This is a genomic window from Nocardia vulneris (assembly GCF_001613425.1).
GTDB classification, from domain to species: domain Bacteria; phylum Actinomycetota; class Actinomycetes; order Mycobacteriales; family Mycobacteriaceae; genus Nocardia; species Nocardia vulneris.
In genome coordinates, this window is the sequence record NZ_BDCI01000035.1 from 154,968 (window position 1) to 180,998 (window position 26,031).

Here is a 26,031-nt window from a genome sequence, read left to right on the forward strand (position 1 = left end):
AGCGCAAGCCGGAATGCGGCCCGGCTCGCTGCGCCGGGGTCTGCTCTTCGGTGCCGTGGTCGTGCTCGTAGTCGGTCTCGTCGTGCTGCTGGGTGTGCTGAACCCGCCACGCAAGGCGGGTGTCTTCACCGATCGGCTCGGGCCGGAACGTGGCGAACAGGTCGCCGATTACCTTGCCCGGGCGCAGGATTCGCTGCACGGCACGGACGAGAGCGAACATTGGGCCCTGCTGTCGTTCACCGAAGCCATTGCCCCCGCGCAGATCCCGTCGCACAGCGGCGGTCTGCGCGTCGCCCAGGTGCTGTACCAGGTGCAGATCCCACGCGTGCAGACCCCGCTCGTGGCCGTCCCGGTGCCCGCGGGCGACGCGGCCGCGGTCGCCTCCGCCGAAGCCGCCGCCTGGCTGCTCCCGCGCCCCGGACCCGACGAACGATCCACCCGGATCATCGCCCTCTCGGCCGCCCGCCTCCGCGCCGGCTGCCCCTGCACGGTGGGCCTGGTACTCCGCGGCCCGCTCGACGGCCTGCGAAACCTGGCCGCCCAGAACGGCGTCCGTGCCGTGCAGGCCCTTCCCGCCGACGCCGTGGCCGGCCGCTTCGCCGTCGTCCCCCTGCTCCCCGACCAACTCGACACCGCCCTCCCCGGGCCCGACGACGGCGCGGTGCCGGATCGCTAGTCGGACTGCGCTCAGTGCCGGGAGAGCCAGTCGGCGATATCCGCGATGACGGCGGGGTCGACATGCTGGGGCGGTTCGTAGTCGGCGGCCGTCGAAGGTCCGGCACCGGGGAAGAACATGTGATTGTCGGCGGGATAGGTACGAATCGTGACGTCGGCACGCGAACCGAGACCTGCTCGCCAGCGGGCCAGATCGTCCTCGATCGTGACCTGGTAGTCGCGTTCCCCCTGCAAGAGGAGCATCGGCTGCGGCACCGCGGCCGCCGCGCCGACCTGGTCGTACTCTCGCATATCCAGCCAGTAGGCCCCGCCCATGCCGAACGGAAGTGTGGCGGCAGGTGTCTGCGGGGACAGATCGGGTCCGTCCACCACTGCGGCAGCGCGCGTGAAGGTTTCGACCAGCGCATCGGCCTCCGCACTCGGCGCTGTGGCGGCCAGATAGCGAACCACTCGAACCGACGCACGATGCATCGGCTCGGCATCGGCCGCGAGTAGCACCAGACCCGCGACGGCGGGCGCGGCGACCGCGACGCGCGGTGCGAGCTTGCCGCCCATGCTGTGCCCGACCACGAAAACCCGAGCGGGGTCGACCTTCGCCGTCGCACGCAACAGATCCACCGCGGCCACGGCGTGTGGCACGTACTCGTCGGTCGCGGTGAAACCGGGGTCCGCGGTCACCTCCGGGTGGGTGTGGGTGACCTTGTCGAACCGCGCCACCGCGACGCCGCGGCTCGCCAACCCCCAGGCGAGATCCTTGAGCGGCTTGTTCGGCCCGAAGGTGCAGTCACGATCGAACGGACCACCACCGCCGAGCAGCACGACCGCGGCGCACGGTCCTGGACCCGAGGGCACGGTCATCGTGCCGGGCACCGCGTACGCACCCGCGCCGACCGTGAGGTCGTGCTCATCGAACAGGCCGGGGTCGGCGTATTCGGGTGCGGACCAGACGACTTCCTCTTCCGTTCTCATGTTTGAGAACGTTATCAGATGTGAGAACATTGAGTCCATGGATTCCGCCGAACTACTGGCCCACCCCGTCCGTCTGCGTATCGTGCACGCCCTGCGCGGCGCGCGGATATTGACGACCGCACAGTTGTGCGAGCGACTGCCCGATGTCTCCAAGGCGACGGTGTACCGGCACGTCGATCTACTCGCCGGTGGCGGAATCCTGGAAGTCGCCGAGACGCAACGGATTCGGGGCGTGCTCGAGCGGCACTACCGGTTGCGCGGTGATCGTGCGGTGATCGACGAAGACGCCGCCGCGGCGCTGTCCACCGCGGACCACCGCCGGGTCTTCGCGATCGCCATGACCACCCTGCTCGCCGAGTTCAACGCCTATCTCGACCGCGACGACGCCGATCCCGCCGCCGACCTCGTCGGCTACCGCCAGCACGCGATCTGGTTGAGCGACAAGGAGGTCCGAGACCTCATCGGTGCGCTGCGCGCCGCCATCGTGCCGGTCCTGGGCAACGAGCCCGCCCCGCAGCGTGCGCGATATCTCTTGAGCCCCATCCTCTTCCCCGTCGAGGAGCCGCCGCGGGAGTGACCCGATCGGCGCGTACCACCGGTACTCGGGCAGGCCTCTGCCGGGATGAGTCAACCCCGTGTCATCCCGGCAGAGGCCTGATTTCACCGCGGTGCGGCCATGGGGCACCGCGGTGGCTCGGTGCGACTCCGGCGCGGGCCGGAATCGCGCGGGTTCGGTCAGTCCGGTAGGCGCACAACGCCGTCCAGGTAGCGGCGGCAGCGGCCGGTCAGCAGCACGCGGTCGCCGACGAGCTCGCAGCGCAGGCTACCGCCGCGCCGGGACAGCTGGCGGGCGGTGAGCTCGGTCCGGCCGAGTTCGGCCGCCCACAGCGGAACCAGTTGCGCGTGCGCCGATCCGGTGACCGGGTCCTCGGGCACGCCGACGCCGGGCGCGAAGAAACGCGAGACGAAGTCGGTTTCGTCACCGCGCGCGGTGACGATCGCGCCGCGCGCCAACTTCGGGAACGCGGTGAAAATCGGTTCGGCGTCGCGGACTTCCTGCTCGGTGGCCACCACGATCACCTCGTCGGCGCCGGTGAACGCGCGCACCGGGCGCACGCCGAGCGCGGCGACGAGCACGACGTCGGGTTGCACCTCGGCCGCGGGCACGGCGGGCAGATCGAGCACGAATTCGTCGTCGTCGGTGCGGTCGACGTGCAGCCAGCCGCTGCGGGTGAAGAAGCTCACCCGATCGGCGCCCGGATGCATATCCTCCAAAATCTGTGCGGCACTGGCCACCGTGGCGTGCCCGCACATGTCCACCTCCACCGCCGGGGTGAACCAGCGCAGGTGGAACGCGGGCCACTCCCCCGGCGGGCCGCCCGCGTCGGGCGGTAATTCCGCGGTGTAGAAGGCGGTTTCGGCGAGGTTGTTCTCCTCGGCCAGGTGTTGCAGCAACGTGTCCGGGAGCCACGACGGGAGCGGCATCACCGCGGCTGGGTTGCCCGAGAACGGTGCGTCCGCGAACGCGTCGATCTGGTGCAGCAGTACCTCCATAATGGGAGAAGGTACTCCAACACTGAATACGCGCCTCGCACAAGGCTTCTCGCGGCGCGCCGGGTCAGGTGTCCAGTTTGTCAGGCTCCTGCACTATTTGCGGTCGGAAACAGTTCCCGTTTGTCGCCGAGCATCGCCGCACTCACCCACCACGCGACCTCGACGAGCACGATTCCGACAGCGCCACAAATGAATGCGGCCGTGGTGAGCGCGACGTTCGACGGGTCGAGCTTGAAGAACTCCCGGGTGAACGGCACCGTGAACAAGAACACATACGCCGCGATCGAGGCGCCGATCAGCACCACCTTCCACCACACGTACGGCCGGGCCACGATGGCCAGCACCCACACCGCGATCATGATCAGCGTGATCAGCGCGGTGGTACCGGCCTGCTCCTTCTGCTGTTCGGTGGCCGCCCGGCCCGCGTAGGCGATCAGGTAGGCCACGAAGGTGGCCACACCGATCACCACGCCCGACGGGATGGCCAATCGCATGACGCGCCGGACGAATCCGCTGCGGGCGCGCTCGTTGTTCGGCGCCAGCGAGAGGATGAAGGCCGGGATGCCGATGGTGAACCAGGCCGCGATCGTGACGTGGCGCGGCAGGAACGGATAGTCGATCGGGTCGTAGCCGAAGATCTGCGAGCCGACGCCCGCGACGCCGATCAGGAACGCGAGCAGCACCGAGTAGACGGTCTTGGTGAGGAACAGGTTCGAGACCCGCTCGATATTGCCGATCACCCGGCGGCCCTCGCCCACCACGTACGGCAGGGTCGCGAACTTGTTGTCCAGCAGGACGATCTGCGCCACCGCGCGGGTGGCCGGACTGCCCGCGCCCATCGCCACGCCGATATCGGAATCCTTCAGCGCGAGCACGTCGTTCACGCCGTCACCGGTCATCGCGACGGTGTGCCCGCGCGACTGCAACGCGGCCACCATGGCGCGCTTCTGGTCCGGGCGGACCCGGCCGAAGGTGGTCTTATGCTCCAGCACGTCGGCGAGTTGGTCACGGTCCTCGGGCAATTCGCGTGCGTCCACGGCGTGATCGCCGCCGGGCAGATCGAGCGAGGAGGCGACCGCGCCGACCGACACGGCGTTGTCGCCGGAGATCACCTTGATCGACACGTTCTGGTCGGCGAAATACTCGAGCGTTTCCTTGGCGTCGGGCCGGACCCGCTGCTCCAGCACGACCAGCGCCGCGGGTCGCACGGTGCCCGGCGCGTCCGGGGCGTCCACCGGACGGTCGCTGCGCGCGAGCAGCAGGATGCGCAACCCCGAGGACCCGAGTTGCTCTGCCACCCTGGCGTCTTCGGAGGCCGGGTCGAGCAGCACGTCGGGCGCGCCGAGCAGCCAGTCCCCGTGTTCACCGTAGGAGCAGCCGCTCCACTTCTTGGCCGAGGAGAACGGGGCGACGGCGGTGCGCTGCCAACCCGGCCCGTCCGGCAGTGCCTCCGCGATGGCCTGCACGCTCGCGTTCGGGCGCGGATCGTCGGCCGCCAGCGCGGCCAGCGCCTGCCGAACGTCGTTGTCCGCGAACGAGTCCAGCGTTTTGATCTCCGACAGGCGCATGCCGTTCTCGGTCAGCGTGCCGGTCTTGTCCGCACACACCACGTCCACCCGGGCCAGGCCCTCGATCGCGGGCAGCTCCTGCACCAGGCACTTGCGCCGGCCCAGCCGCACCACGCCCACCGCGAACGCGACCGAGGTCATCAGCACCAGACCCTCGGGCACCATCGGCACCAGTGCCGCGACCATGCCGGTCACCGCGGGCCGCCACGGTTCCTCGCTGGAGACCAGCTGGTTGTAGATGCTGAGCGCGCCCGCCGGGATCAGCAGGTAGGTGATCACCTTGAGGATCGTGTCGATACCGCTGCGCAGCTCCGACTTCACCAGGGTGAACTTGCTGGCCTCGTCGGCCAGCTTCGCCGCGTAGGCGTCCTTGCCGACCTTCGTTGCGCGGTAGCAGCCGGAGCCGGACACCACGTAGCTGCCGGACATCACCTGGTCGCCGATCTGCTTGTCGATCGGGTCCGCCTCACCGGTGAGCAGCGATTCGTCGACCTCCAGCAGCGAGGTCTCGGCCACCTCGCCGTCCACCACGATCTGGTCGCCGGGACCCAGCTCGATCAGATCGTCGAGCACCACCTCGCGCGGAGCCACCTCGACCGCCTTGCCGTCGCGGCGCACGGTCGGCTTGGCCTGGCTGACGATGGCCAACTGGTCCAGGGTGCGTTTGGCGCGGACCTCCTGGATGATGCCGACCGCGCTGTTCGCGACGATCAGCAGGCCGAACATGCCGTCGATGATCGAGCCGGTGGACAGCACCAGAATGAACAGCACGCCGAGGATGGCGTTGATCCGGGTGAAGACATTGGCCCGGATGATGTCGCGCACCGAACGACTGGCCCGATCGGGCACGTCGTTGGTGAGCCCGTCGCGGCGACGTTGCTCGACCTCCGCCGCGGTCAGTCCGGTGGCACGCGATGCCTGCACGGTAGTCGACATGACCGCAAGGCTACGTGAGAAGTAGCGTCGCAAGCGTGCAGCGGAACCGGTCTATCCCTGGTGTTGCGTTCGGTACGAGCGCCTTCTTCCTCTGGGGTCTGTTCCCCGCGTTCTTCGGGTTGCTGGCGTTCGCCGGTGCCGCGGAGGTGGTCGCGCAGCGCATTCTGTGGACGCTGGTGGTAGTGCTGGCGGTGCTGGCGGCGACCGGGCGGCTGGGGCAGCTGCGCGGGATCGACGGGCGGACCTGGCGGCTGGCTGCGCTGGCCTCGGCGGCGATCGCGGTCAACTGGGGCGTGTACGTCTACGGGGTGATCTCCGGGCATGTCGTGGAGTGCGCGCTGGGGTACTTCATCAACCCCCTGGTCACCGTCGCGTTCGGCGTGGTGATCTTCCGCGAGCGGCTCGCGCCCGCGCAGTGGGTCGCGCTCGGGCTCGGGGCCACGGCGGTGGCCGTGCTGACCGTCGACTACGGCAGGCCGCCGGTGATCGCGCTCATCCTGGCCTGTTCGTTCGCGACGTACGGTCTGGTCAAGAAGGTGATCCCGTTGGACGCGCTGCGTGGGATCGCCGCCGAGGGGGTGGTGGCCGCGCCGTTCGCGCTGGCCTTCGTGATCGTGCTCGCGGTGCTCGGCCGCAGCGAATTCGCCTCCGGCCCCGGGCATACCGCACTCATGCTGGCCACCGGACCGGTCACCCTGGTGCCGCTACTGCTGTTTTCGGTTGCCGCGCAGCGTGTTCCGCTGTCCACCATGGGCCTGCTCCAATACCTCACGCCCGCCCTGCAGATGGCCTGGGGCGTCGCCGTCGCGCACGAGCCGATGCCCGCCTCCCGCTGGGCCGGTTTCGCCCTCATCTGGACCGCACTGGCCGTCTTCACCACGCACGCCCTCCTGCGCGCCCGCCGCACCCGGCACGCCGCCCGCCGAGACGACCCTGCCCCCAGCAGCAAGGCCGACTCCGAAGCCTGAGGCGTGAATCCACGTCCCGGTGGGTGACGAAGACGTCCTGATCGCCGGTTACCAGGCGGTGTTGATGTGGCCTGGGGTCCAGGTGCCCCAGCGCCGGGTCTCATCGATCGTCACCTTCGCGGGCTGGGCGTTGGCGTCCAAGGGGAGGTACTGCTCGATCGAGCCCCAGTCGCGATCCCAGTCGTTGTTCAGGTAGGTGGGCAGCGCGCGGGCGGTGAAGAGGAGTTGGGTCCAGCCGAGCGGGCCGCCACCGTCGTGCGCCTGCCAGAGGTTGGTGATGGTGGCGCCGTTGCGGTCCGGCAGGATGCGATAGACCGGGAGCTCGGCGACGCCCGCATAGGTGGGCGCCAGGTTCTGACAGGGGAAGTTCATGCCGACCTCCCAGTCCAGCAGGACCGGCGTCTGCGAACCCACCACGGCCGTCATGGTTTTCAGCTGCGGCACCCGCGGCGGGGTCACCGCCAGCCACTGGTCCTTGCCGAGATCCTTGTCACTGGCGACGATCCGGACGACGTCGGCGTCCGCGGGCAGCCGGTCGAACGGCACCCGCACATTGCGCCACGACGGCGACGGCCCGATATCGATCGGATCGACACTGCCCAGGGTGACCGCCGTGCCGTCGGCCGCAGACCGCCCGTACTCGACGCGCAGCTCCTGGCCGGGGTGCACGATGCCGTCGCTGTCCACATGCCGGATCCGGCCCGCCACCGAGAGCGCGATGATCGGGCCGCGACTTCCGTTGCTGTCCCGCGGAAGTCGATACCAGCCGCTGGTCAGCTCGGCGGGCACCTGCGCGCCGTCGCGGTAGCTGCCCAGCACCGGAATGGCCGCCGGATCCAGACCGAACGGCAGCGGGACATTGCTGCCGTTGATCCCGGCGCCCGAGGTGCCGGTCTCCGAGCCCGGCGATTTCGCCCCCGCCTTCGGATCGGCGGTATCGCCGGAATCGGCGCTGGTGACGGAATTCGCTTTGCCCGTGGTGGATTCGACCTCGTCGGAGGTGAGGTCGGTCGCCACCCCGTTCGGGGTGAAACCGGTGGTCGCCGGGCCGGCCAGCGCCGTCGCGGCCGAACCGGTCAGCGGGCTGAGCACCGACGCGTTCGGATCGGTCTCGATCAGCACCTGATCGGCCAGGCCGCAGCCGCCGGAAACCGCCGAGGACAGGTTCGACTGCGCGAGCGAATACGACGGATATTGCGCCACAGCCGCTTTCGCGAACGACAGCACCTCGAACAGCACCATGGCCGCCGCGACCACGGCGAGTACGGGCACGCGCGCGATCCGGCCGGGCAACGAGTCCGGCCGCGGCCCGGTTTCCGGGCGAATGTGGAACCACGCCGCGAGCACCAGGGCGAGCACCGAAAGCCCCGCGGCAAAGCTCGACAGGCCGAAGCCCGCGAAGGTCGGCGGCTTGTCCCACCACGGAATGCCCCATGCCGACACATACCAATAGCCGTTCGCACCAACGAAAGTCAGCGCCAGCGCGAAGAAGATCGCGGCGGCGAACAGCGCCCGGTTCCGCAGCGGACGCATGACCCGCGGGCTGATCGCGACCGCGGTGAGCGCCGCGACACAGGCGGCCAGGCCGGCGAAGACGCCGAACTGGTGGGTCCACTTGGTCGGCGAGAACATCAGGAACACCATCGCCGCGAAGGTGATGCCGATGAGCCTGCGCGACGGACCGACCGCGGTGCCCGGGATGTGCCCGCCCCGGCGCAGCATCGTGACGACACACGCCACCAAACCGAGCAGCAGCACGAACATGCCGAACCGCCTGGTCAGCCAGCCGTCGGCATTGATCTGCAGCAGGTACTGGTAGCGCAGGAACTCGAAGAACCAGGATTCGCCGGGGCCGATCCGGCCGTGCACGTAGAACATCTCGCGGGCACCGGCCAGCGTCCGGTCCGCGAAGACGACCGTCAGCACCACCGCGCCGGCCGCCAGCCCGGGCAGCAGCAGCGCGAGATAACCGGACTTCTTCGCCCGCTGCACGAGCACCGCGGTCATCGTGCGCGCGCCGGCCGCGAGCGCGCCGAGGCAGATCAATCCGGACGGCGCGGCGGTCAGGGTGAACGCCGCGACGATGATCGCCAGGGCGTACGGCAGCAGCCTGCGGGTCGCGACGGCCCGCTCGACCGAGGCCCAGGTGAGGATCACGCCAAGCGCCACAAAGGGTTCCGCGCGCAGGCCGTTGTTGTAGGGCATCCAGAACGCGAGGAACACCAGCGCGCTGGTCCAGACCACGATCCGGTCGGCGCGCAGCGCGACGCCCAGGCGCGGCAGGATCTCGCGGCTGATCACCCACCAGGTGAGGACGCCGACGAGCAAGGTGGGCAGTCGAACCCAGGGACTCACCGACGACACCCGGGCGAGCAGCGAGATCATGTCGGTGTAGGGCGTGTAGAACGGCCCCTCGTCGACGCTGAACCAGCGGTAATAGTTCGACATGAAGCCCGAACTCTGCGAGGCGCGGGCCATCCCGAGGATGTAACCGTCGTCAGAGGTGTTGGCGCCGATGAAGTGCCACACCAGCAGCGTGGCGAACACCAGGTAGTCCGGCGGCCGCAGCCGCCACCACCGGGTGGGCAGGAAGCGTCGCGACGCGCGGCCGTCGGTGCTGTCCAAGCGATACAGCGCGACCAGGGCCACCACCGTGGCCAACGCCGCCAGCCCGATCGCGATGCGCTTCAGGACCGTCGGCGAGGACGAAAACCGGGAATCCACTTGGACATTCACGTGCAGGCCGGCGGGCGCCGCACCGGTCAGCTCGCTGAACACGCCCACCACCTGCGGGCGGATATCGCCGCCGAACTCCTTGCCCGGATCGGCGAGGCCCTGCACCGACACGGTGGTCCGCTGCGTGTTCATCTCGATCGCGAGCGCACAGGACCCGGTGCGGACCGCGCTCAGCGACGACGACCACAGCAGCGTGTTGCGCGAGACCACGTCCACCCGGCCCGGCCGGTCCGCGGTGTCGGCCACGACCTTGACGACGAAGCCGTAGCGTTCCAGATCCGGGGACTGCCGCGGAATCGTCGACAGCACAACGCCACCCGTGTCGGCGAGCGCGTCGAACGCGGCGCACGGGATCTCGGCGGACAGGTCCATCGGCGCGTAGGTGATCAGCGGCGCGGTCACCGAGGTCACCGCCGCGGCCTGCGGCCACGACACACTCGCCTGATCCTGTTGCACCGGAAGGAAAGGCAGCGACACCGCGGCGAGCACCGCGATGAGACCGCTGACGATCGCGAGCAATCGCAGGCGCCGGGCGCCATTCGTGCCGCGCGGTTCTTGCTGGTCTCCATGCTGTGCCGAGGGTCGAGGAGATTCGCGCACAGCGTCAGAGACAGTCACGACGGTGCATGCTAGCGCGAAAACATCGGACGACACAGAGTGCCAGGTACATGCGTCCGAATCGCGCACGCGGTGGTTGGCATCCCACCGCGCCGCGGCCGGCCATGCGGAGCCGACCGCGACGGCCGCGGTACTAGCTGCAGGCCACGGACTGCTGACCGAGGTTGGTCAGCATGGCGCAGGCCCACGCCTTCTGGATCTTCCACTTGCCGTTCTCCGCGACAAATGGCACGTCGACAATATTCTCCTGGCCATTGAGGACGACTTTGGCCTTGGCGTTGACGCTGTCGCCGAAGGCTGTCACATCGGTTACCTCGACATTGACATTGGCGCCCTTGGCCGCCTCGGCGAGACGGTTCGGCAGTTCCGGGTCGGCCTCCGCACCCTGCACGCCGTCCAGCTTCTCCGCGTTCGGCACCGACGGGTCGAGCGCCCGCTGCAACTGGGCGTTCAACTCGACCGGAGTCGGGACCGGCGGCAGGTTCGCGCTCGCCGTCGCCGACGCCTTGGCGCTGGTCGAGGTCTTGGCGGCCGGCTTGCTGTCCTTGTCGTCGCTGCACGCGGTCATGCCGAGCGCCGCGACGACAGCCAAACCGGCGATCGCGATGCGTCCAGTCTTACGAAGCTTCAACTGCTCGTCCTTTGCGTTCGAGTAGGTCCGTGTCATGTTCCACCGATGGCAGCCTCCACCCGAACCGGCGGCGCTGCACGAGCTCCCAGGCTACCGGCACAGCGGAGCACCGCGTGGATCCACACGGGACGGACTGATGTCGTCGGCAGCGAACGTACGCGTCGCGCTCGGCGATGTCGAGCCGTTCACCACCGATCTCACTGCAGACTGCGCAACGGATCGGCTCTGGTCAGATCCGCGTCATCCGCGGCGAAGGTGCGGGCCGGGCCGGGACCGGTGGAGCGGGTCTCGAATCGCACGGTCACCACGCCGTAGCCGCCGCCCTGCACCCAGCCGTGGCCGTACTCGGGATGCTCGACGTCCATGCCGCGATGCCAGATCGGGACCGACGGCGTGGGCTCGGCGGTCGCGATATCGGGCAGCAGCTGCGCCGGGACGAGTCCGGTCGCCGCGGGCGCCGACCCGTCCGCGGTCCAGCCCTCGTCCTCGGCGGCCGTGCTGTGCTCGGCGATGGGCGCCTGGTCCAGTTCGGGGAACAACGATTCCTGCCGCACCGTGGACAGCCCGCCGTAGCCCACCCCGACCAGCCGGATCGGGCCGAGTTCGGCCGGATCGATCGCCGAGCGCTGCGCCGCGGTGGACAGCGTGGTGAGGTCCTCGGTGGCATACGGCAGGGTGAACGAGCGGGTCACGATGCTCATATCGGACTTCTTCAGCTTGAGCACCACGGTGCGGGCCGCTCGACCGTCTTTGCCCAGCCTGCGGTGCGCGGCCGCCGCCATCGCCTCGATCGCGGGACGCAACTGCGCAAGCGTGACGATATCGGTCTCGTAGGTGGTCTCGGCACTGATCTGTTTGGCCTCGGCCCGCTCCGCGACCGGGCGATCGTCGACCCCGCGGGCCAGCCGGTGCAGCGCCGCACCGACGCTGCCGCCGAGAATCGACACCGCCTCCGATTCCGGCAGCGCGGCGAACGCGCCGACCGTCTCGATACCGAGTGAGCGCAGCTTGTGCTCGGCGACCGGGCCGATCCCCCACAGTTTGCGGACCGGCAGCGCGGCCAGCATCTGCTGCTGTTCGTCCGGCGACACCACCCGGATCCCATCGGGTTTGGCGAGACCGGAGGCGATCTTGGCGAGCTGTTTGCCGGTGCCCGCACCCACCGACGCGGTGAGCCCGGTGCGTTCGCGCACCGCCGCGCGCAACTGCTCGCAGAACTCGTGCACCTGCGCCACCGTGGCGCCGGCCAGTTCGGCGGGCTCGCCGAAGGCCTCGTCGAACGACAGCGTCTCCAGCACCGGGATGCGACTGCGCAGGGTGTCGAACACCTGCCCGCTCAGCACGCCGTACACCGCGCCGCGCGGCGGCACCACCACCGCGGTGACGCCGACCAGCCTGCGCGCCTGATGCATCGGCATCGCGGACCGCGCGCCGTAGACCCGTGCCTCGTAGCTGGCGCCCGCGACCACGCCGCGCCCGCCCGTGCCGCCGACGAGCACCGGCCTGCCGCGCAACGTGGGACGGGTCAGCTGCTCGACCGACGCGAAGAACGCGTCCATATCGATGTGCAGCACCCACCGCCGAGCGGTACTGAGCGCATCGGCGCGCTCGGCCGGATGCTGTGCGCTCACCGGGGTTTCGCCGAAGGTTTCCTCGCCTCGGGTATCCCGGCGGCCAGCACCGCCGCGCACATCGCCCTGGCGCGCAGGGCCAGCGGCTCGAGTTGCCCGGGAATCTGCGTGGCCGTCGCCTTGTCCGTACTCACGGCTCGAAATCTACGCCCGCCCACCGACAACTCCGGGCAGGCGCCGACGCTGTCAGGTCACTGTGCGCTAGCCATTGGTTTCCTGTAGAGATCCGCGCCCGGACCCGGACCGCACCCGTACGCGCGGCAACCGGTCTACAAGGCCGTGACCTGCGTATATGCCGCCGAATCCGGGGTACTACACGGTCTCGGTGAACATTCGGCGAAGCGCGGGGACCGCCGTTGCCGCACCGCGTGATGTGTGATGATCGGACCCATGAAGATCCGCAAGGCCGTCATCCCGGCCGCCGGTATCGGTTCCCGGCTCCTCCCGCTGACCAAGGCCATCCCGAAGGAGATGCTGCCGGTCGGCGACAAGCCGGTCATCGAGCACACGGTCCGCGAGTTGGTCTCCTCCGGCATCACCGACATCACCATCGTGGTCAGCAGCGGAAAGTCGCTGATCCAGGACCACTTCCGGCCGAACCCGGCCCTGGTGGCGCAGTTACGCGCGGACGGCAAGACCGCCTACGCGGACGCGGTCGAAGAGGTCGGCGAGCTGTCCCGGCTCGGCCATATCACCTACCTGGATCAGCACGGTCCATACGGCAACGGCACCCCGGTGCTCAACGCGGCGCGCAATCTGGGCGACGAGCCGATGCTGGTGCTGTGGCCGGACGACGTGTTCGTCGCCGATGTGCCGCGCGCCCAGCAGCTGATCAACGCCTACGAGCAGACCGGCGCGCCGGTGCTCGCCCTGATGCCGATGGACCCGACCGAATCGCAGCGCTACGGCGTCCCGGTGGTCGCCGACGATCAGGGTCACGGGTTGCTGCGCATCACCGGCCTGCGCGAGAAGCCCAAGCCCGAGGACGCGCCCTCCAACTACGCCGCGATCGGCGGCTACGTGGTGACCCCCGGCGTCATCGAGGAACTGCGCACCCAGACCCGCGCCTGGTACGAACACCGCACCGGCGAGGTCTATCTCACCGACGCGATCAACGTGCACGCGGCCGACAACCCCGTCTACGGCCAGGTCATCCGCGGCCGCTGGTACGACACCGGCAACCCGGCCGACTACCTCGTCGCCCAGTTCGCCTCCGCACTGGCCAACCCCCAGTACGGACCCCTACTGCGCACCCTCGCCGAGGACACCGCGAGCTAGTCCCCTCACACACAGCCGTGCGCATCCGCGGTTCGCGGATGCGCGCACCGGCAGCGCCGAGCCGGGTCAGAAGCGGCGGATGGCGTAGATGTCGAATTGGCGCAGCGGGCTGAGGCCTACGGGCACGCCCCAGTCATAGGCGTTGAAGATCTGACCGAAGCCGGCGTAGATGCCGACGTGGGAGCCGTCGGTGTTGAGGACGACCACGTCGCCCGGGGAGAGGGCGAAGAACGGGACGGGTGCGCCGGCTCGGGCCTGCTCCCAGGTGGTCCGGGGAATGGTGACGCCGACCTGGCGGAACGCCCATTGCACGAGGCCGGAGCAGTCCCAGGTGAACGGGCCGGTGCCGCCCCATTCATAGGGCTTCCCGGTCTGCGAGACCGCGGCGGCCAGCGCACCTACCCCGTGCGAGCTGGGCAGCGGGATCGCCGCGGAGCCGGAAGCCGAGAGGGATTCGGCGCTACCGGTGGCACTACCGGTGTCCGACCAGCCGGGACCGGCCAGGATCAGGGTCGCGGCGGTCGCCAGGAGAAATCCGACAGCGATGCGGCGCAAGGGTTTTCTGTTCACGTGCTCGTCCCTTCCGGCGACCCGGCGGGCGGGCCACCATCCGGCGGTCCCGGTCGACGCCAGGTCGAGCAGCGCCATCCAGCAGGAGCCGCAGCCGCCGCACCGGACCTCCGGCGCAGCGCGTTTCAGGTAGGACAATCCACGAACTCACTGCCGTCCCAGAAGTACCCCTCCGCAACAGCAGCACCATCATCGATTCTGCCGCGAGGCCTGGACCTGCGATGACAGTTCAGCAAATCTACAGCATGTGATCTACATCACGCGAGAGCGACACGCCCTCACCGGTCTTGCGACTCGGCCAGGGCGGCCCGCACCAACCCCTTCGCCGCCCAGCACATCGTCTCGGTGGCCGCTGCCGGATCCAGGCCACAGGTGTCGCGAGTGGAGACGAGCGCCTCGACACCGAACACCAGCGTCACCGCGTGCACCAGCCGCTCCAGCCGCTCGGGTGAGAGCCGGTCCGACAGCGGGGCCAACGCCGTGCGCGCCATCTCCAGCCGGGTCACGCCGCGGACCGGAACCCGTTCCGCCTCAGGCACATCCACCTGATTGAACCAGCGATCCAGGGTCGCGCGCAGCACCCCGCGCCACACCACCTCGTTCTCGAACTGGAACCCGCTGACCTCGCGCACCACCCGCTCGATGCGAGCCTCGGCATCCTCGGGCAGCTCCTCGAAGAAGTCCGGGTAGCGCCCGAGGAAGCCGGCCTGCCGGGTGGCCATGTCCGACCACAGCGACTGCGGGTTCGGAAAGTACCGATACGCGGTCGCGGTCGATACCTTCGCCGCCTCGGCGACCTCGGCGATGGAGGGCGAGTGGCCGTTGCGCGCGAGTTCCAGCGCGGCCTCGAGCAGCGCCTCGCGGGTGCGCATCTTCTGATTCTTCGCGCGGTCACTCTTGAGAATCTCATCTCGCCGTGAGAAAGTCATCTCACCACGATAGCAGATTCTCACTTTCTGGAGGGCACGGGCATGACACGTGAAGAGATGGATGAGCTGTTCGAGCGGCATTGCGCGGCCGAGGCCGCCAACGACGTCGACGCGATCATGGACACGCTCGCCGCGGACGTCGAGCACGACGCGGTCGGCGATCCGCAGGGCATCCTGCGCGAACCGGCGGCGATCGCCGAGCGCTACCGGGCGCTGTTCGCCGCGATCAAGGAAGACAAGATGGAAAGCGTCCACCGCTACTACGGCGAGGACTTCTTCGTCGACGAATCCCATTGGTACGGCAGGGCCACCGGTGAGTTCATGGGCATCCCCGGCGGCAACCGGGCCATCGATTTCCGGATCCTGCACGTCTGCGAGATCCGCGGCGACAAGATCAGCCGGGAGAACGTCTGGCTGGACACGGCCGCGATCATGCAGCAGTTGATGGCGCCCGCCTGATGGGCGCGTACAAGGCGGTCACGACCCACTACGAACGTCGCGACGAGCGCCACGACGAGCAGACCTTCCCGGTCTCCCCGCTGGACAACCACGCCCCCGTGCCACTGCGCCGCCCGGGCCGCGGCGCGAAGGGCCGCGCCGGACAGCACCGGACGAGCTGACGGCACGGCAGGACAGGACGGTGCCGGTCCTGTCCTGCCGCGATGACCGGCTCAGGCCTTGGCGACCTGAGCGCGTACGCCGCCGACGAGGTCGGCGGCCGTGGCGCCCGCGTCACCGAAAGCCAGTGTGGTGGCAAGGATTTCACCGGCGATCAGGTCGCGATGGGTTTGCGCCCAGGCCTTGCGCTCGGCCGGGACCTCGAGCACCACCGTGATCCGGTCGGACACGTCCAGGCCGGCCGACTTCCTGGTCTCCTGCAGGTCGCGGATGAGGTCGCGGGCCCAGCCCTCGGCCTCCAGCTCCTCGGTGACCACCGAGTTCAGCACCACCAGGCCCGCGTTGCCGGGCAGCGCGGCGGTGGACTCGGGCTCGGCGGCGACCAGTCGTTGCGTGTATTCCTCCGGGAGCAGCGCGATTCCGGCGGCGGTGACGACACCGTCGGCGGACTCGGACCATTCGCCCGCCTTCACCGCCTTGATCACCGTCTGCACGTCCTTGCCCAGCCGCGGGCCCGCGGCCCGGGCGTTCACGACCAGTTCGAAGCGACCGTGCACGGCGACGTCGGTGGTCAGGTCCACCTTCTTCACGTTGACCTCGTCGGCGATGATGTCCGCGTACGGCGTCAGCCGCTCGGCGTCGGCGGCCGCGATGGTCACCTCGGCCAGCGGCAGCCGCACCCGCAGGTTCTGCGCCTTGCGCAGACTCAGCACGGTGGAGCACACCACCCGCACCTCGTCCATCGCGGCGACCAGCTCGGGGTCGCTCGCCAGCTCGCCTTCCTTCGGCCAGTCCGCCAGGTGCACCGACTCGCCGCCGGTGAGCCCACGCCAGATCACCTCGCTGATCAGCGGCAGCAGCGGCGCGGCCAGCCGGGTGACCACCTCCAGCACCGTGTGCAGGGTGTCCACCGCATCCGCGTCCTCGCTCCAGAACCGCGAACGCGACCGGCGCACATACCAATTGGTGAGCGCGTCGGCAAAGCCGCGCAACTCCTCGCAGGCGCCCGCGATGTCGTAGGCCTCGAGCGCCTCGGTCATCACGTCGCGGGTCTGTGCCAGCTTCGCCAGGATGTAGCGATCCAGCACATGCGGGGAATCGGTGCGCCATGTGCCCGGCTTCGAGGCGTAGAGCTGCAGGAAGGTCCACGCGTTCCACAGCGGCCGCAGCGCATGGCTGACGCCCTCGCGGATGCCGCGTTCGGTGACGATGAGGTTGCCGCCGCGCAGGATCGGCGAGCTCATCAGGAACCAGCGCATCGCGTCCGAGCCGTCGCGGTCGAACACCTCGTTGACGTTCGGGTAGTTGCCCTTCGACTTGCTCATCTTCAAGCCGTCGTCACCGAGCACGATGCCGTGCGCGGCAACGGTTTTGAAGGCGTGGCTGTCGAAGAGCGCGGTGGCGAGCACGTGCAGCGTGTAGAACCAGCCGCGGGTCTGCCCGTTGTACTCGACGATGAAGTCACCCGGGAAGTGGCTGTCGAACCACTCCTTGTTCTCGAACGGATAGTGCACCTGGGCGAACGGCATCGAGCCCGACTCGAACCAGCAGTCGAGCACCTCCGGCACCCGGCGCATGGTCGACTTGCCGGTCGGGTCATCGGGATTGGGCCGGGTGAGCTCATCGATCATCGGCCGGTGCAGGTCGGCCGGGCGCACACCGAAGTCGCGCTCCAGCTCGTCCAGCGAGCCGTAGACGTCCATCCGCGGGTAGGCCGGGTCGTCGGACATCCAGACCGGAATCGGGCTGCCCCAGTAGCGATTGCGGCTGATGTTCCAGTCCCGCGCGCCCTCGAGCCACTTACCGAACTGGCCGTCCCTGATGTGCTCGGGCACCCAGGTGATCTGCTTGTTCAGCTCGACCATCCGGTCACGGAACTTGGTGACGGCGACGAACCACGACGGCACCGCCATATAGATCAGCGGCTGCCCGGAGCGCCAGCTGTGCGGGTAGGAGTGCTCGATCGTCTCGTGCCGCAACAGCTTTCCGGCGGCCTTGAGGTCCTTGATGATCACCGGGTTGGCGTCGAACACCATCAGGCCCTCGTACGGCGGCACCATCGAGGTGAACTTGCCGCCCGGATCGAGCGGTTGCACGATCTCGATGCCGTTGGCGGTGGCGACATCCATGTCCTCCTCACCGAAAGCCGGTGCGAGGTGCACAATTCCGGTGCCGGAGTCGGTGGTCACGTAGTCCGCGCTGAGTACCCGGTGCGCGTGCGGGTGGCCGAGGAAGAAGTCGAACGGCGGTGCGTAGGACAGGCCGACCAGCGCGGCGCCGTCGTACTCGCCGAGTACCTCGGGCGCCTCGCCGAATTCGCGGCTGTAGTGCGACACGCGTTCGGCCGCCAGCAGATAGCGCTTGCCGTCGGCGGCACTCAAGTGCACATAGCGGACGTCGGGGTGCACCGCGATCGCGAGGTTCGACGGCAGCGTCCACGGCGTCGTGGTCCAGATCAACGCGTTCACACCGTCGAGCGCGTGCAGCGGGTGGTCGGCGGGCACGCGCAGCACCATGTCGACGGTGACCGCCGGATCCTGGCGCATCTTGTACGCGTCGTCGAGGCGGGTCTCCTGATTCGACAGCGGCGTCTGCTCGTACCAGCTGTAGGGCAACACCCGGAAGCCCTGGTAGATCAGGCCCTTCTCGTGCAACGACCGGAACGCCCACATGACCGACTCCATGAAGTCGAGATCGAGGGTCTTGTAGTCGTTGTCGAAGTCGACCCAGCGCGCCTGGCGGGTGACGTAGTCGCGCCATTCACCGGTGTAGCGCAGCACCGACGATTTGCAGGCGGCGTTGAATTCGGCCAGACCCATTGCGTCGATCTGTGATTTGTCCGTGATACCGAGCTGCTTTTCCGCCTCGATTTCCGCGGGCAATCCGTGACAGTCCCAGCCGAAACGGCGATCGACGCGCTTGCCGCGCATCGTCTGGAAACGCGGGATCAAGTCTTTGACGTATCCGGTGAGCAAATGCCCGTAATGCGGCAGACCGTTGGCAAAGGGCGGGCCGTCGTAGAAGACGAACTCCGCGGCCGGCGCGGAACCCGAAACTGCTGCCCCGGAACGGTTTTCGATGCTCGCACGGAAGGTGTCGGCGGCCGCCCATGCGTCTAGCACGCGGCGTTCCATCTCCGGGAACGAAGACCCGGCGACGCCGAGGTCGACGCGGGGGTACGCACTGTTGCTGGAAGTTTGGTCCGCCATCGCGGATACGTCTCCTCGTGCCTTGTCGTTGGCACGGGGACGATGCCGACGCCAGGTGCGTCGATACCGCGGTACCACCCCGCTTGCCCGGCGCCGAACTGCCGGACCTCTCGTTGTGAGCTGTGACGGGCTCACCCGTTCGGTTCTACTGAGCGCGGCTGCCGCGGCGGCGTGCGCTGTTCTTCCGAAGGCTCCCCGGTGATGACCGGATCCACACCATATTCATGTTTGATTCTAGCCAGTACGGTCAAACCCTTGGACGGCGCTCCCTCACCGTTTGGCGTGGCGCCCGGGAGGCGGAGGCGAATCTCCGTCCGGCCGCCGCATAGACAGGGCACTGACCAGCAGCAGCACCGCACCGAGTACGCACACCAGGATGCAGCCCCACGCCCAGATCACCGATCCGGTGGTCAGCGCGGTGACCAGTAGTGCGAATCCGACAGCGGCAAGGACAAGCGTCAAGACGAGCATGGTGACCCCCAAGGCATGCCGGGTGGCGCGTGCTCAGTATGAGCGGCTTACTTGCCACCCTTGGCAAACGTGGCCGGCTGCAGGTTGTTGGCGGTGTTGGCGTCCGCGAACGCCTCACCACCGTCGACCGGCACCGCCGAACCGCGGTTCTCCAGCTCCTCGAGCTGCGATTCCAGGTAGGACTTCAGCCGCACCCGGTACTCCCGCTCGAAGGTCTTGAGCTGCTCGATCCGGCTCTCCAGCACGCTGCGCTGCTGGGTGATGGTCGCCATGATCTCGGTGTGCTTACGCTCGGCGTCGGCCTGCAGGGCGTCGGCCTTCTCCTTGGCCTGGCGCAGCTGGTTGTCCGAGCGCGACTGCGCGTCCGACAGCATCGCGTCGGCCTTCTGGCGGGCATCCGCGATCATGCCCTCGGAGCGGGTGCGGGCGTCACCGACGAGACGCTCGGAGTTTGCCCGGGCGTTCGACAGGAGGTTCTCCGCCTCCACCTTGGCGTCGCTGGTGAGCCGGTCGGCCATTTCCTGCGCGAGGCTGAGCACCTTGGCGGCCTGCAGGTTCGCGTCCGCACCGGGCGCGTCCTTCGGCGGGGCGGGCGCGGGCATCGGCGCGGGCGGAGCCACCTGCACCGGCGGCTTGATCGGCTCGGGCGGCGGCGGCGGAGCCTGCTGCACAGGCGCTTTCACGTTGGCCGGAACCGCGGGACCGCGATTCTTCTTGGCATCAGCCAGTTCTGCGTCGAGTTCGGCGACCCGCTGGCGCAGATCGGCGTTCTCCTCGATCAGACGCGAGAGTTCCTGCTCGACGAGATCCAGGAAGGCGTCGACCTCATCCTCGTTGTAGCCGCGCTTCCCGATCGGCGGTTTGCTGAACGCGACGTTGTGCACATCGGCTGGAGTCAGCGGCATGGAAGGATCCCTTCACGCGTCTTTTGGAGATCTAGCAGATCTAGCAAGCTACTTCACGGCCCATTCTGTCACACCGGGGCTACCGGTTGCCCGAGCCTGCCCACGATCGACATCAAGATGAAGACGATGAAAAGCAGGACCATAATCGACAGATCCAGGCGAATTCCTCCCAGTGACACCGGTGGTATCAACCGCCTCAGGAGTTTCACCGGAGGGTCGGTGATCGTGAAGATCACCTCGAGGATGATGACCACGACACCGGTCGGACGCCAGTCCCGAGCGAAGCTACGGATGAACTCCACGATCACCCGGCTGATCAGCAACAGCCAGAAGATGAACAGTACGAAGTACAGCACCGCGAACAAGGCCACGACTTCACTCTGCCGCAAAATCCGCTTTGCGCAAAATGACCGCGCCGCACCGCATGCGACCGGTCTGCATCACCCCCCAGATCACGACCTTATTTCTGGTTGTAGAAGCCGGTTTCGGCGATGCGACGGCGTTCTTCGGCTGATACGTCCACGTCCGCCGGTGAGAGGAGGAACACCTTGGTCGCGACCTTGTCGAATGAGCCACGCAGCGCGAACGCGAGTCCGGCGGCGAAGTCCACCAGCCGCTTGGCGTCGGCGTTGCTCAGGTCCACCAGGTCCATGATCACCGGGTTGCCCTCGCGGAAGCGCTCACCGATGATGCGGGCCTCGCTGTAGTCGCGCGGGCGCAGCGTCGTGATCTTGGACAAGGGACCTCCGTCCTCGAAGATCCCCGGCCTGCGCGCGGGAGCCGGCTCGGGGCGCACGCGCTCCTCCAGCCGCCGCTCTTCGGCCTCGGGATCGACGGCGAGCGCACCACGGGTGGCGCCACGCAGCGACGGCGCGCTGCCGCCCGCGCGGAACCGGCCGGACGACGGCGCGGTCTCGATCCGGGTGGGACGCCGTGGCGCCTCGTAACGGTCCTCGCCGTAGGGCTCGTCGGCGTAGTCGTCGCGCCGGGATACCGGGTATCCGGCCTTGTACGGCGACTTGTAGGCGGGCTCCGGATAGCCGGGCTCGTCCCGATCGAATCCGTCGGCACCGTAATGCTCTGCGCCGTAACGGTCTTCGGCATAGCGATCAGCGCCGTAGGCGCCGCGGTCGGCGTAGTCACGGGGCCGAGGCCTGCGCGCACCGCGGTCGTCGGCGACCCGGGGAGCACGATCGTCGACATAGTCGTCTTCGTAATCCTCGAGTGGAACCATGCCGAAGTAAGCCTTGAACTTGTGCAGCGTGCTCATGACTGCGCCTCGCTGACGCTCGGCTCGGTCACGAGCACGCTCGTGGCTGCGGTCATCGAGCGCTCGCTGCGCTCCCGCAGGACGTCCCCGCGCACGCGCGGCGGCGTCATGACCACGATGGCTGCGTCGATTACTCGCTCGCTGCGCTCGCTCATTTTGGTCGACCTTCCTTCGGCCCCGGTGGCGGCCGGGTGTTGAAGTCTTGCTCAGCCCTCGTCTGTCCCAGCATATGTGTCGAATGTGACTGATGAGGTTTCTTTGCTACGCCGAGGTTATCGGTCGAGCGCCCATCAAGGCGGTACCGACACGCACAACCGTCGAGCCGTGTTCGATGGCGGATTCCAGATCGCCGGACATTCCGGCGGAAAGTTCTGTCGCGCCGGGATGCTCGGCGAGTAGCAGGGTGTGCAAAGTCGCAAGGCGTGCAAATGCCGCATCAGACTCAGCCCCCAATGGCGGAATGGCCATCAGACCGGACAGTCGTAATCCGGGCGAGGTCGCGATGTGTGCGGCCAGGCGGGTCAATTCCGCCGGCGCGACACCACCGCGCGACGGGTCCGCATCCAGGCTCACCTGCAGTAGGACCCGCACCGGCGCACTGCGCTCCCCCGCGTCCAGCGCGGCCTGCGCGCCGGTGTCCAGAGCGGTTGCCAGGCGTTCGCTGTCCACCGAGTGCACAGTGTGCGCCCACCGCGCCACGACCCGCGCCTTATTGCGTTGCAGGCGTCCTATCATGTGCCACTGCACATCCGAGAGGTCTTCGTCACCTATGTGCTCGCGGAGTGCCGAAACCTTGGCGGTGGCCTCCTGTTCGCGCGACTCGCCGAACTCGCGGCGGCCGAGCCGGTGCAGGATCGCGACATCGGCGACGGGAAAGAATTTCGTCACGGGGAGTAGACGCACCGAATCCGGCGCGCGCCCCGTCGCGAGACAGGCGGCGTCGATGCGCTGGAGCAGCCCGGCCAGATTCGTCGCCAGTTCCGCGGTGCGCTCGTCCACTTGCGCCGCAACGGATTCCGCGGACATCAGCGCACCTCCGACCAGATCACGCTGCCCAGCCGCCCGGTGGGGGCGCCGCGGCGGTGACTGAACAGAGTGTGGTCCTCGATGGTGCAGCGCGGGTCGACCGCGACCGCGCCGACCCCGGCCTCGGTGAGCTGCCTGCGGATTCCGGCGCGCAGGTCGAGCGCCGGCGTGCCGCGCACCGTGGTGGTGGCGCTGCCGGGCAGATGCGCCTCGACATCGGCGCGCATCGCGGCGGGCACCTCGTACTGCCGCCCCGAGGCCGCCGGCCCCAGGAACGCGCCGATCCGTTCCACCTGCGCACCCAGCGACAGCATCGCGTCGAGCACCCGCGGCACAATGCCGATCCGCGCGCCGATCCGGCCTGCGTGCACGGCCGCGAGCACACCGGCCTCGTCGTCGGACAGCAGGATGGGCACGCAGTCGGCGGTGAGCACCACCAGCGCGAGCCCGGGCACGTTCGTCACGAGGGCGTCGGTCGCGGGCACCGGCTCGGCCCGTGGGCCATCGATGATTTCGACATTGCGGCTGTGGATCTGTTCCATCCAGACCAGCCGATCCGGCGTGAGCCCGATGCCCGCGGCCAGCCGGTCCCGGTTCCGCCGCACCGTCGCCGGATCGTCCCCGACGTGGTCGCCGAGATTGAACGACTCGTACGGCGGCGCGGAAAAGCCACCGGCCCGAGTCGTGGTCACCCGTCGAACAGTCAGTGTCGGCGCAGAAGTCATGCACTCGAGCCTAGTCGTCACCCCTTAACGACTCCCGAACGCTTTCTAAGGGAGCAACCCACTGCCACACCCGAACCCGCACGCCGCGCGCGGATCGTCACGCCGCGCGCGGATCGTCGCGCCGCGCGCGAAATCGCCGACGAACACGCGCGCGGCGCGCGAAAAGGTGCGCGGCCCGCGAAAAGGCGCGCGGCCCGCGAAAAGGCGCGCATCGCGCGAACACGCGCGCATCCCGCGAAAGGCGCGCGCCCCATCAGGCTGCGGTCGCGCGAACCACAGAGCGTCCGCACATCGCACAGGGTCTCTGTTGTGCGACGTGCGGACGCTCTGTGCCGCGCGGTGGCGTGAGGGTTGGGCTAGCGGCGCATGAAGGACGGGACGTCGACATCGTCGTCGTCATCGTCCGGCGGTTCGATATGTGCGCGCGGGTTGTTGGCGACCGTGGGTTCGGCCAGCCGGGCGCGTTCGGAGTCGCGGTAGCTCGGCACGGCGCCGCGGGTCGAGGCGCTCGCGCCGGCGGCCGCGGTATCGGTACTGCGGGCGGCGACCTCGGCGCTGCGGCTCTGGCCGATCTCGCCGGAGCGGGCCGAGCCGATGGTGCTGCGTCCGGTGGTGTCGAAGGTCCGCCGGGCCGGCCCGCCGCCGTCGAAGCCCGCGGCGATCACGGTGACGCGCACCTCGTCGCCGAGCGAATCGTCGATCACCGTGCCGAAGATGATGTTGGCCTCGATGTGCGCAGCCTCCTGCACCAGCGAAGCCGCCTCGTTGATCTCGAACAGGCCGAGGTCCGAGCCGCCCGCGATCGACAGCAGCACGCCGTGCGCGCCGTCCATCGACGCCTCGAGCAGCGGCGAATTGATCGCGGACTCGGCCGCTTTCACCGAACGGCCCTCACCGCGGGCGGAGCCGATGCCCATCAGAGCGCTGCCCGCACCCGACATCACGCTCTTGACGTCGGCGAAGTCGACGTTGATCAGACCCGGCGTGGTGATCAGGTCGGTGATGCCCTGCACACCGTTGAGCAGCACCTCGTCGGCCGAGCGGAACGCGTCCATCAGGCTGACCGCGGCGTCGCCGAGCTGGAGCAGCCGGTCGTTCGGGATCACGATGAGCGTGTCGCAGGATTCGCGCAGCTGGTTGATGCCGACCTCGGCCTGGTTGCCGCGCCGCTTGCCCTCGAACGAGAACGGGCGGGTGACCACGCCGATGGTCAGCGCGCCGAGCTTGCGGGCGATCTGGGCGACGACCGGCGCACCACCGGTGCCGGTGCCGCCGCCCTCACCCGCCGTCACGAAGACCATGTCGGCGCCCTTGAGCACCTCTTCGATCTCGTCCTTGTGGTCCTCGGCCGCTTTGCGGCCGACCTCGGGGTCGGCGCCCGCCCCGAGACCACGGGTGAGTTCCCGGCCGACGTCGAGCTTGACGTCGGCATCACTCATCAGCAGAGCCTGCGCGTCGGTATTGACCGCGATGAACTCGACACCTTTGAGACCCTGTTCGATCATCCGGTTGACGGCATTCACACCGCCGCCGCCGATACCGACGACCTTGATCACGGCAAGGTAGTTGTGCGGGGGCGTCATGGGCTCTCGCCTTCCTTCGATCTAAAGCCTGTCGTTTTCGGATTCGAGACACTCCGCCGGTTTCGCCTGAGCGGCTGTACTCAGCGAACCGCCGCTCGGGCAAACCCTAAAGCTGAACCATAGGGTTAGCGTTATGTCAAGTATCCGACTGCTGCGGAACGCTATTCGCCGCCGCCGCAAACCGCGCGCAGGCGCGCCGAAACGAGACACAGAATCTTGTGTGATCCCTCTCGTTTCGCCGACCCACACGAAGTATGGTGAACGGTTGCCCCCCGGCGCCCCGCCCGCCGGCCTGTACAAGCGCGGCGGCGAGAGCGCCCGGCCCGGAGGCAGCGGCTCGCAGATCCACGAGGGGACCGCGAGCGCCGCCCGTCGAATACGGCAATTCGACGCGGGCGCAATGGGTATCGATCACTTTACCGTGACCAGATTAGGACTCGAAACATCGAACACCGTTCCGGGGCGGGTCAGCAGCGGCAGTACGACCGCCGACTTGCGCTCGGCGTCGTTCATCCCGCCCCAGAGTACCGTGCGCCCATCCTTCAGATTCAGGGAAATATCTGAAATGGACCGTGCCACAACCTCGTCCACCTGAATGCCCAGCGCAGGCGGCAGCACGGTGAGCACCGCGACCGCGGCCTTGGTGACCGGGGCGTCGCTCGCGGGATGATCGGTGATCAACTTCGGCACCCCGATCGGCGCCGGTTCGATCGCGAATTCCACGCTCTCCGCGTCCAACAGGTGCGCGCCCTGCGGACTCTCGAAAAACAACACCGGAACCCGCTCGACGACGGTCACTTTCACCGTCGACGGAAAAACCCGCTGCACCCGGGCCGTGCGCACCTTGGGAATACTGGCCACCCGCCGCGCGATCTCGGTGGTATCGATGCGCAACATCGAGCGCCCCGACGGAATTTCGAGCAGTTCGCGCACCTGTTGTTCGGGCACCGCGACCGCGCCGTCGATCTTGACGGTGCGCACCGAGAGCACCGGCGAGAACCACGCGACGGCCGCGACGATCGCAAGGACGCACACGCCCAGCAATCCCCACCACCAGAAGCGCCGGATCCCGTCCGCGCCGAACAGCGCACCGGCCGCACGCGCCGCGGCGAATCCGCGGCGCCCCTCGACGTCGCGCCTGCTGCCCCGCCTCGCCATCAC

25 protein-coding genes are annotated in these 26,031 nt (G+C 68.6%); 6 read left to right on the forward strand and 19 right to left on the reverse strand.

Annotation, left to right across the window (positions count from 1 at the left end; translation table 11 throughout):
• Nucleotides 1-13: 13 nt before the first annotated feature.
• A complete protein-coding gene (locus NVU01S_RS30525) occupies nt 14-676 on the forward strand; it encodes a hypothetical protein (RefSeq protein ID WP_052280417.1) in 663 nt (220 codons plus the stop codon).
• An 11-nt stretch (nt 677-687) separates the two neighbouring features.
• On the opposite strand, the gene NVU01S_RS30530 is transcribed toward NVU01S_RS30525, so the two are convergent.
• Nucleotides 688-1,644, reverse strand: coding sequence for an alpha/beta hydrolase family protein (locus NVU01S_RS30530; RefSeq protein WP_052280418.1), 957 nt, complete (start codon nt 1,642-1,644; stop codon nt 688-690).
• A gap of 37 nt (nt 1,645-1,681) precedes the next feature.
• Here NVU01S_RS30530 and NVU01S_RS30535 point away from each other — a divergent pair, with 37 nt between their 5' ends.
• Nucleotides 1,682-2,221 (forward strand): helix-turn-helix domain-containing protein, encoded by a 540-nt coding sequence (locus tag NVU01S_RS30535; protein WP_043667933.1) that lies wholly within the window; start codon nt 1,682-1,684, stop codon nt 2,219-2,221.
• A gap of 158 nt (nt 2,222-2,379) precedes the next feature.
• Here NVU01S_RS30535 and NVU01S_RS30540 read toward each other — a convergent pair whose 3' ends face one another.
• Entirely contained in the window at nt 2,380-3,198 is an 819-nt protein-coding gene (locus NVU01S_RS30540; RefSeq protein WP_043667935.1) for a PhzF family phenazine biosynthesis protein, read from the reverse strand.
• An 80-nt stretch (nt 3,199-3,278) separates the two neighbouring features.
• Nucleotides 3,279-5,702, reverse strand: coding sequence for an HAD-IC family P-type ATPase (locus NVU01S_RS30545; protein WP_043667938.1), 2,424 nt, complete (start codon nt 5,700-5,702; stop codon nt 3,279-3,281).
• Between the two features lie 35 nt (nt 5,703-5,737).
• Here NVU01S_RS30545 and rarD point away from each other — a divergent pair, with 35 nt between their 5' ends.
• Nucleotides 5,738-6,670, forward strand: a complete 933-nt coding sequence (gene rarD / locus NVU01S_RS30550; RefSeq protein WP_043667941.1) for an EamA family transporter RarD — start codon at nt 5,738-5,740, stop codon at nt 6,668-6,670.
• Nucleotides 6,671-6,718: 48 nt separating this feature from the next.
• On the opposite strand, the gene NVU01S_RS30555 is transcribed toward rarD, so the two are convergent.
• The 4 genes from NVU01S_RS30555 to NVU01S_RS43650 all read right to left on the reverse strand — a co-directional run bounded on the left by NVU01S_RS30555 (nt 6,719) and on the right by NVU01S_RS43650 (nt 12,420).
• Nucleotides 6,719-10,024 (reverse strand): arabinosyltransferase domain-containing protein, encoded by a 3,306-nt coding sequence (locus tag NVU01S_RS30555; protein ID WP_244467189.1) that lies wholly within the window; start codon nt 10,022-10,024, stop codon nt 6,719-6,721.
• 133 nt (nt 10,025-10,157) lie between these two features.
• Nucleotides 10,158-10,655: a WKL family lipoprotein gene (locus NVU01S_RS30560; RefSeq protein WP_042256190.1), complete on the reverse strand. Its 498-nt coding sequence runs from the start codon at nt 10,653-10,655 to the stop codon at nt 10,158-10,160.
• A 197-nt stretch (nt 10,656-10,852) separates the two neighbouring features.
• Nucleotides 10,853-12,286 carry a DNA polymerase IV gene (locus tag NVU01S_RS30565; RefSeq protein ID WP_043667946.1) on the reverse strand — a complete coding sequence of 478 codons (1,434 nt, stop codon included), beginning with the start codon at nt 12,284-12,286 and terminating at the stop codon, nt 10,853-10,855.
• Nucleotides 12,283-12,420, reverse strand: a complete 138-nt coding sequence (locus NVU01S_RS43650) for a hypothetical protein (RefSeq protein ID WP_156161513.1) — start codon at nt 12,418-12,420, stop codon at nt 12,283-12,285. Before NVU01S_RS43650 ends, NVU01S_RS30565 begins: the two co-directional genes overlap by 4 nt.
• A 256-nt stretch (nt 12,421-12,676) precedes the next feature.
• Here NVU01S_RS43650 and NVU01S_RS30570 point away from each other — a divergent pair, with 256 nt between their 5' ends.
• Complete coding sequence (locus NVU01S_RS30570) at nt 12,677-13,564, forward strand: UTP--glucose-1-phosphate uridylyltransferase (protein WP_081593965.1); 888 nt, start codon at nt 12,677-12,679, stop codon at nt 13,562-13,564.
• Nucleotides 13,565-13,630: 66 nt separating this feature from the next.
• Here NVU01S_RS30570 and NVU01S_RS30575 read toward each other — a convergent pair whose 3' ends face one another.
• Nucleotides 13,631-14,134 carry an NlpC/P60 family protein gene (locus tag NVU01S_RS30575; protein WP_373864223.1) on the reverse strand — a complete coding sequence of 168 codons (504 nt, stop codon included), beginning with the start codon at nt 14,132-14,134 and terminating at the stop codon, nt 13,631-13,633.
• A 278-nt stretch (nt 14,135-14,412) separates the two neighbouring features.
• Nucleotides 14,413-15,063 (reverse strand): TetR/AcrR family transcriptional regulator, encoded by a 651-nt coding sequence (locus NVU01S_RS30580; protein WP_052280420.1) that lies wholly within the window; start codon nt 15,061-15,063, stop codon nt 14,413-14,415.
• Between the two features lie 42 nt (nt 15,064-15,105).
• Between NVU01S_RS30580 and NVU01S_RS30585 the strand changes: the two genes are divergently transcribed.
• Nucleotides 15,106-15,522 carry an ester cyclase gene (locus tag NVU01S_RS30585; protein ID WP_043667949.1) on the forward strand — a complete coding sequence of 139 codons (417 nt, stop codon included), beginning with the start codon at nt 15,106-15,108 and terminating at the stop codon, nt 15,520-15,522.
• Nucleotides 15,522-15,683 carry a hypothetical protein gene (locus NVU01S_RS43655; protein ID WP_156161514.1) on the forward strand — a complete coding sequence of 54 codons (162 nt, stop codon included), beginning with the start codon at nt 15,522-15,524 and terminating at the stop codon, nt 15,681-15,683. The genes NVU01S_RS30585 and NVU01S_RS43655 overlap by 1 nt, the downstream gene beginning before the upstream one ends.
• A 51-nt stretch (nt 15,684-15,734) precedes the next feature.
• Here NVU01S_RS43655 and ileS read toward each other — a convergent pair whose 3' ends face one another.
• From ileS to NVU01S_RS30630, 10 genes are all read right to left on the reverse strand, one after another.
• On the reverse strand, nt 15,735-18,890 hold the full coding sequence (ileS, locus tag NVU01S_RS30590) for an isoleucine--tRNA ligase (RefSeq protein WP_043667952.1): 3,156 nt from the start codon (nt 18,888-18,890) through the stop codon (nt 15,735-15,737).
• A 270-nt stretch (nt 18,891-19,160) separates the two neighbouring features.
• Entirely contained in the window at nt 19,161-19,361 is a 201-nt protein-coding gene (locus NVU01S_RS30595) for a hypothetical protein (RefSeq protein WP_014983170.1), read from the reverse strand.
• Nucleotides 19,362-19,408: 47 nt separating this feature from the next.
• Nucleotides 19,409-20,266, reverse strand: coding sequence for a DivIVA-like cell division protein Wag31 (gene wag31, locus NVU01S_RS30600; protein ID WP_043667956.1), 858 nt, complete (start codon nt 20,264-20,266; stop codon nt 19,409-19,411).
• A gap of 68 nt (nt 20,267-20,334) precedes the next feature.
• Nucleotides 20,335-20,637 (reverse strand): YggT family protein, encoded by a 303-nt coding sequence (locus tag NVU01S_RS30605; RefSeq protein ID WP_014983168.1) that lies wholly within the window; start codon nt 20,635-20,637, stop codon nt 20,335-20,337.
• Between the two features lie 89 nt (nt 20,638-20,726).
• Nucleotides 20,727-21,536: a cell division protein SepF gene (locus NVU01S_RS30610; RefSeq protein WP_014983167.1), complete on the reverse strand. Its 810-nt coding sequence runs from the start codon at nt 21,534-21,536 to the stop codon at nt 20,727-20,729.
• A complete protein-coding gene (locus NVU01S_RS43660) occupies nt 21,533-21,691 on the reverse strand; it encodes a hypothetical protein (RefSeq protein ID WP_156161515.1) in 159 nt (52 codons plus the stop codon). The genes NVU01S_RS30610 and NVU01S_RS43660 overlap by 4 nt, the downstream gene beginning before the upstream one ends.
• A 106-nt stretch (nt 21,692-21,797) precedes the next feature.
• A complete protein-coding gene (locus tag NVU01S_RS30615) occupies nt 21,798-22,562 on the reverse strand; it encodes a YggS family pyridoxal phosphate-dependent enzyme (RefSeq protein ID WP_052280421.1) in 765 nt (254 codons plus the stop codon).
• On the reverse strand, nt 22,562-23,287 hold the full coding sequence (gene pgeF, locus NVU01S_RS30620) for a peptidoglycan editing factor PgeF (protein ID WP_043667961.1): 726 nt from the start codon (nt 23,285-23,287) through the stop codon (nt 22,562-22,564). Before pgeF ends, NVU01S_RS30615 begins: the two co-directional genes overlap by 1 nt.
• 356 nt (nt 23,288-23,643) lie before the next feature.
• Nucleotides 23,644-24,870 (reverse strand): cell division protein FtsZ, encoded by a 1,227-nt coding sequence (gene ftsZ, locus NVU01S_RS30625; protein ID WP_043667965.1) that lies wholly within the window; start codon nt 24,868-24,870, stop codon nt 23,644-23,646.
• Nucleotides 24,871-25,281: 411 nt separating this feature from the next.
• The gene (locus NVU01S_RS30630) at nt 25,282-26,028 is read right to left on the reverse strand and encodes a cell division protein FtsQ/DivIB (protein ID WP_082031967.1); all 747 of its coding nucleotides are present in this window, start codon (nt 26,026-26,028) and stop codon (nt 25,282-25,284) included.
• Nucleotides 26,029-26,031: the final 3 nt, after the last annotated feature.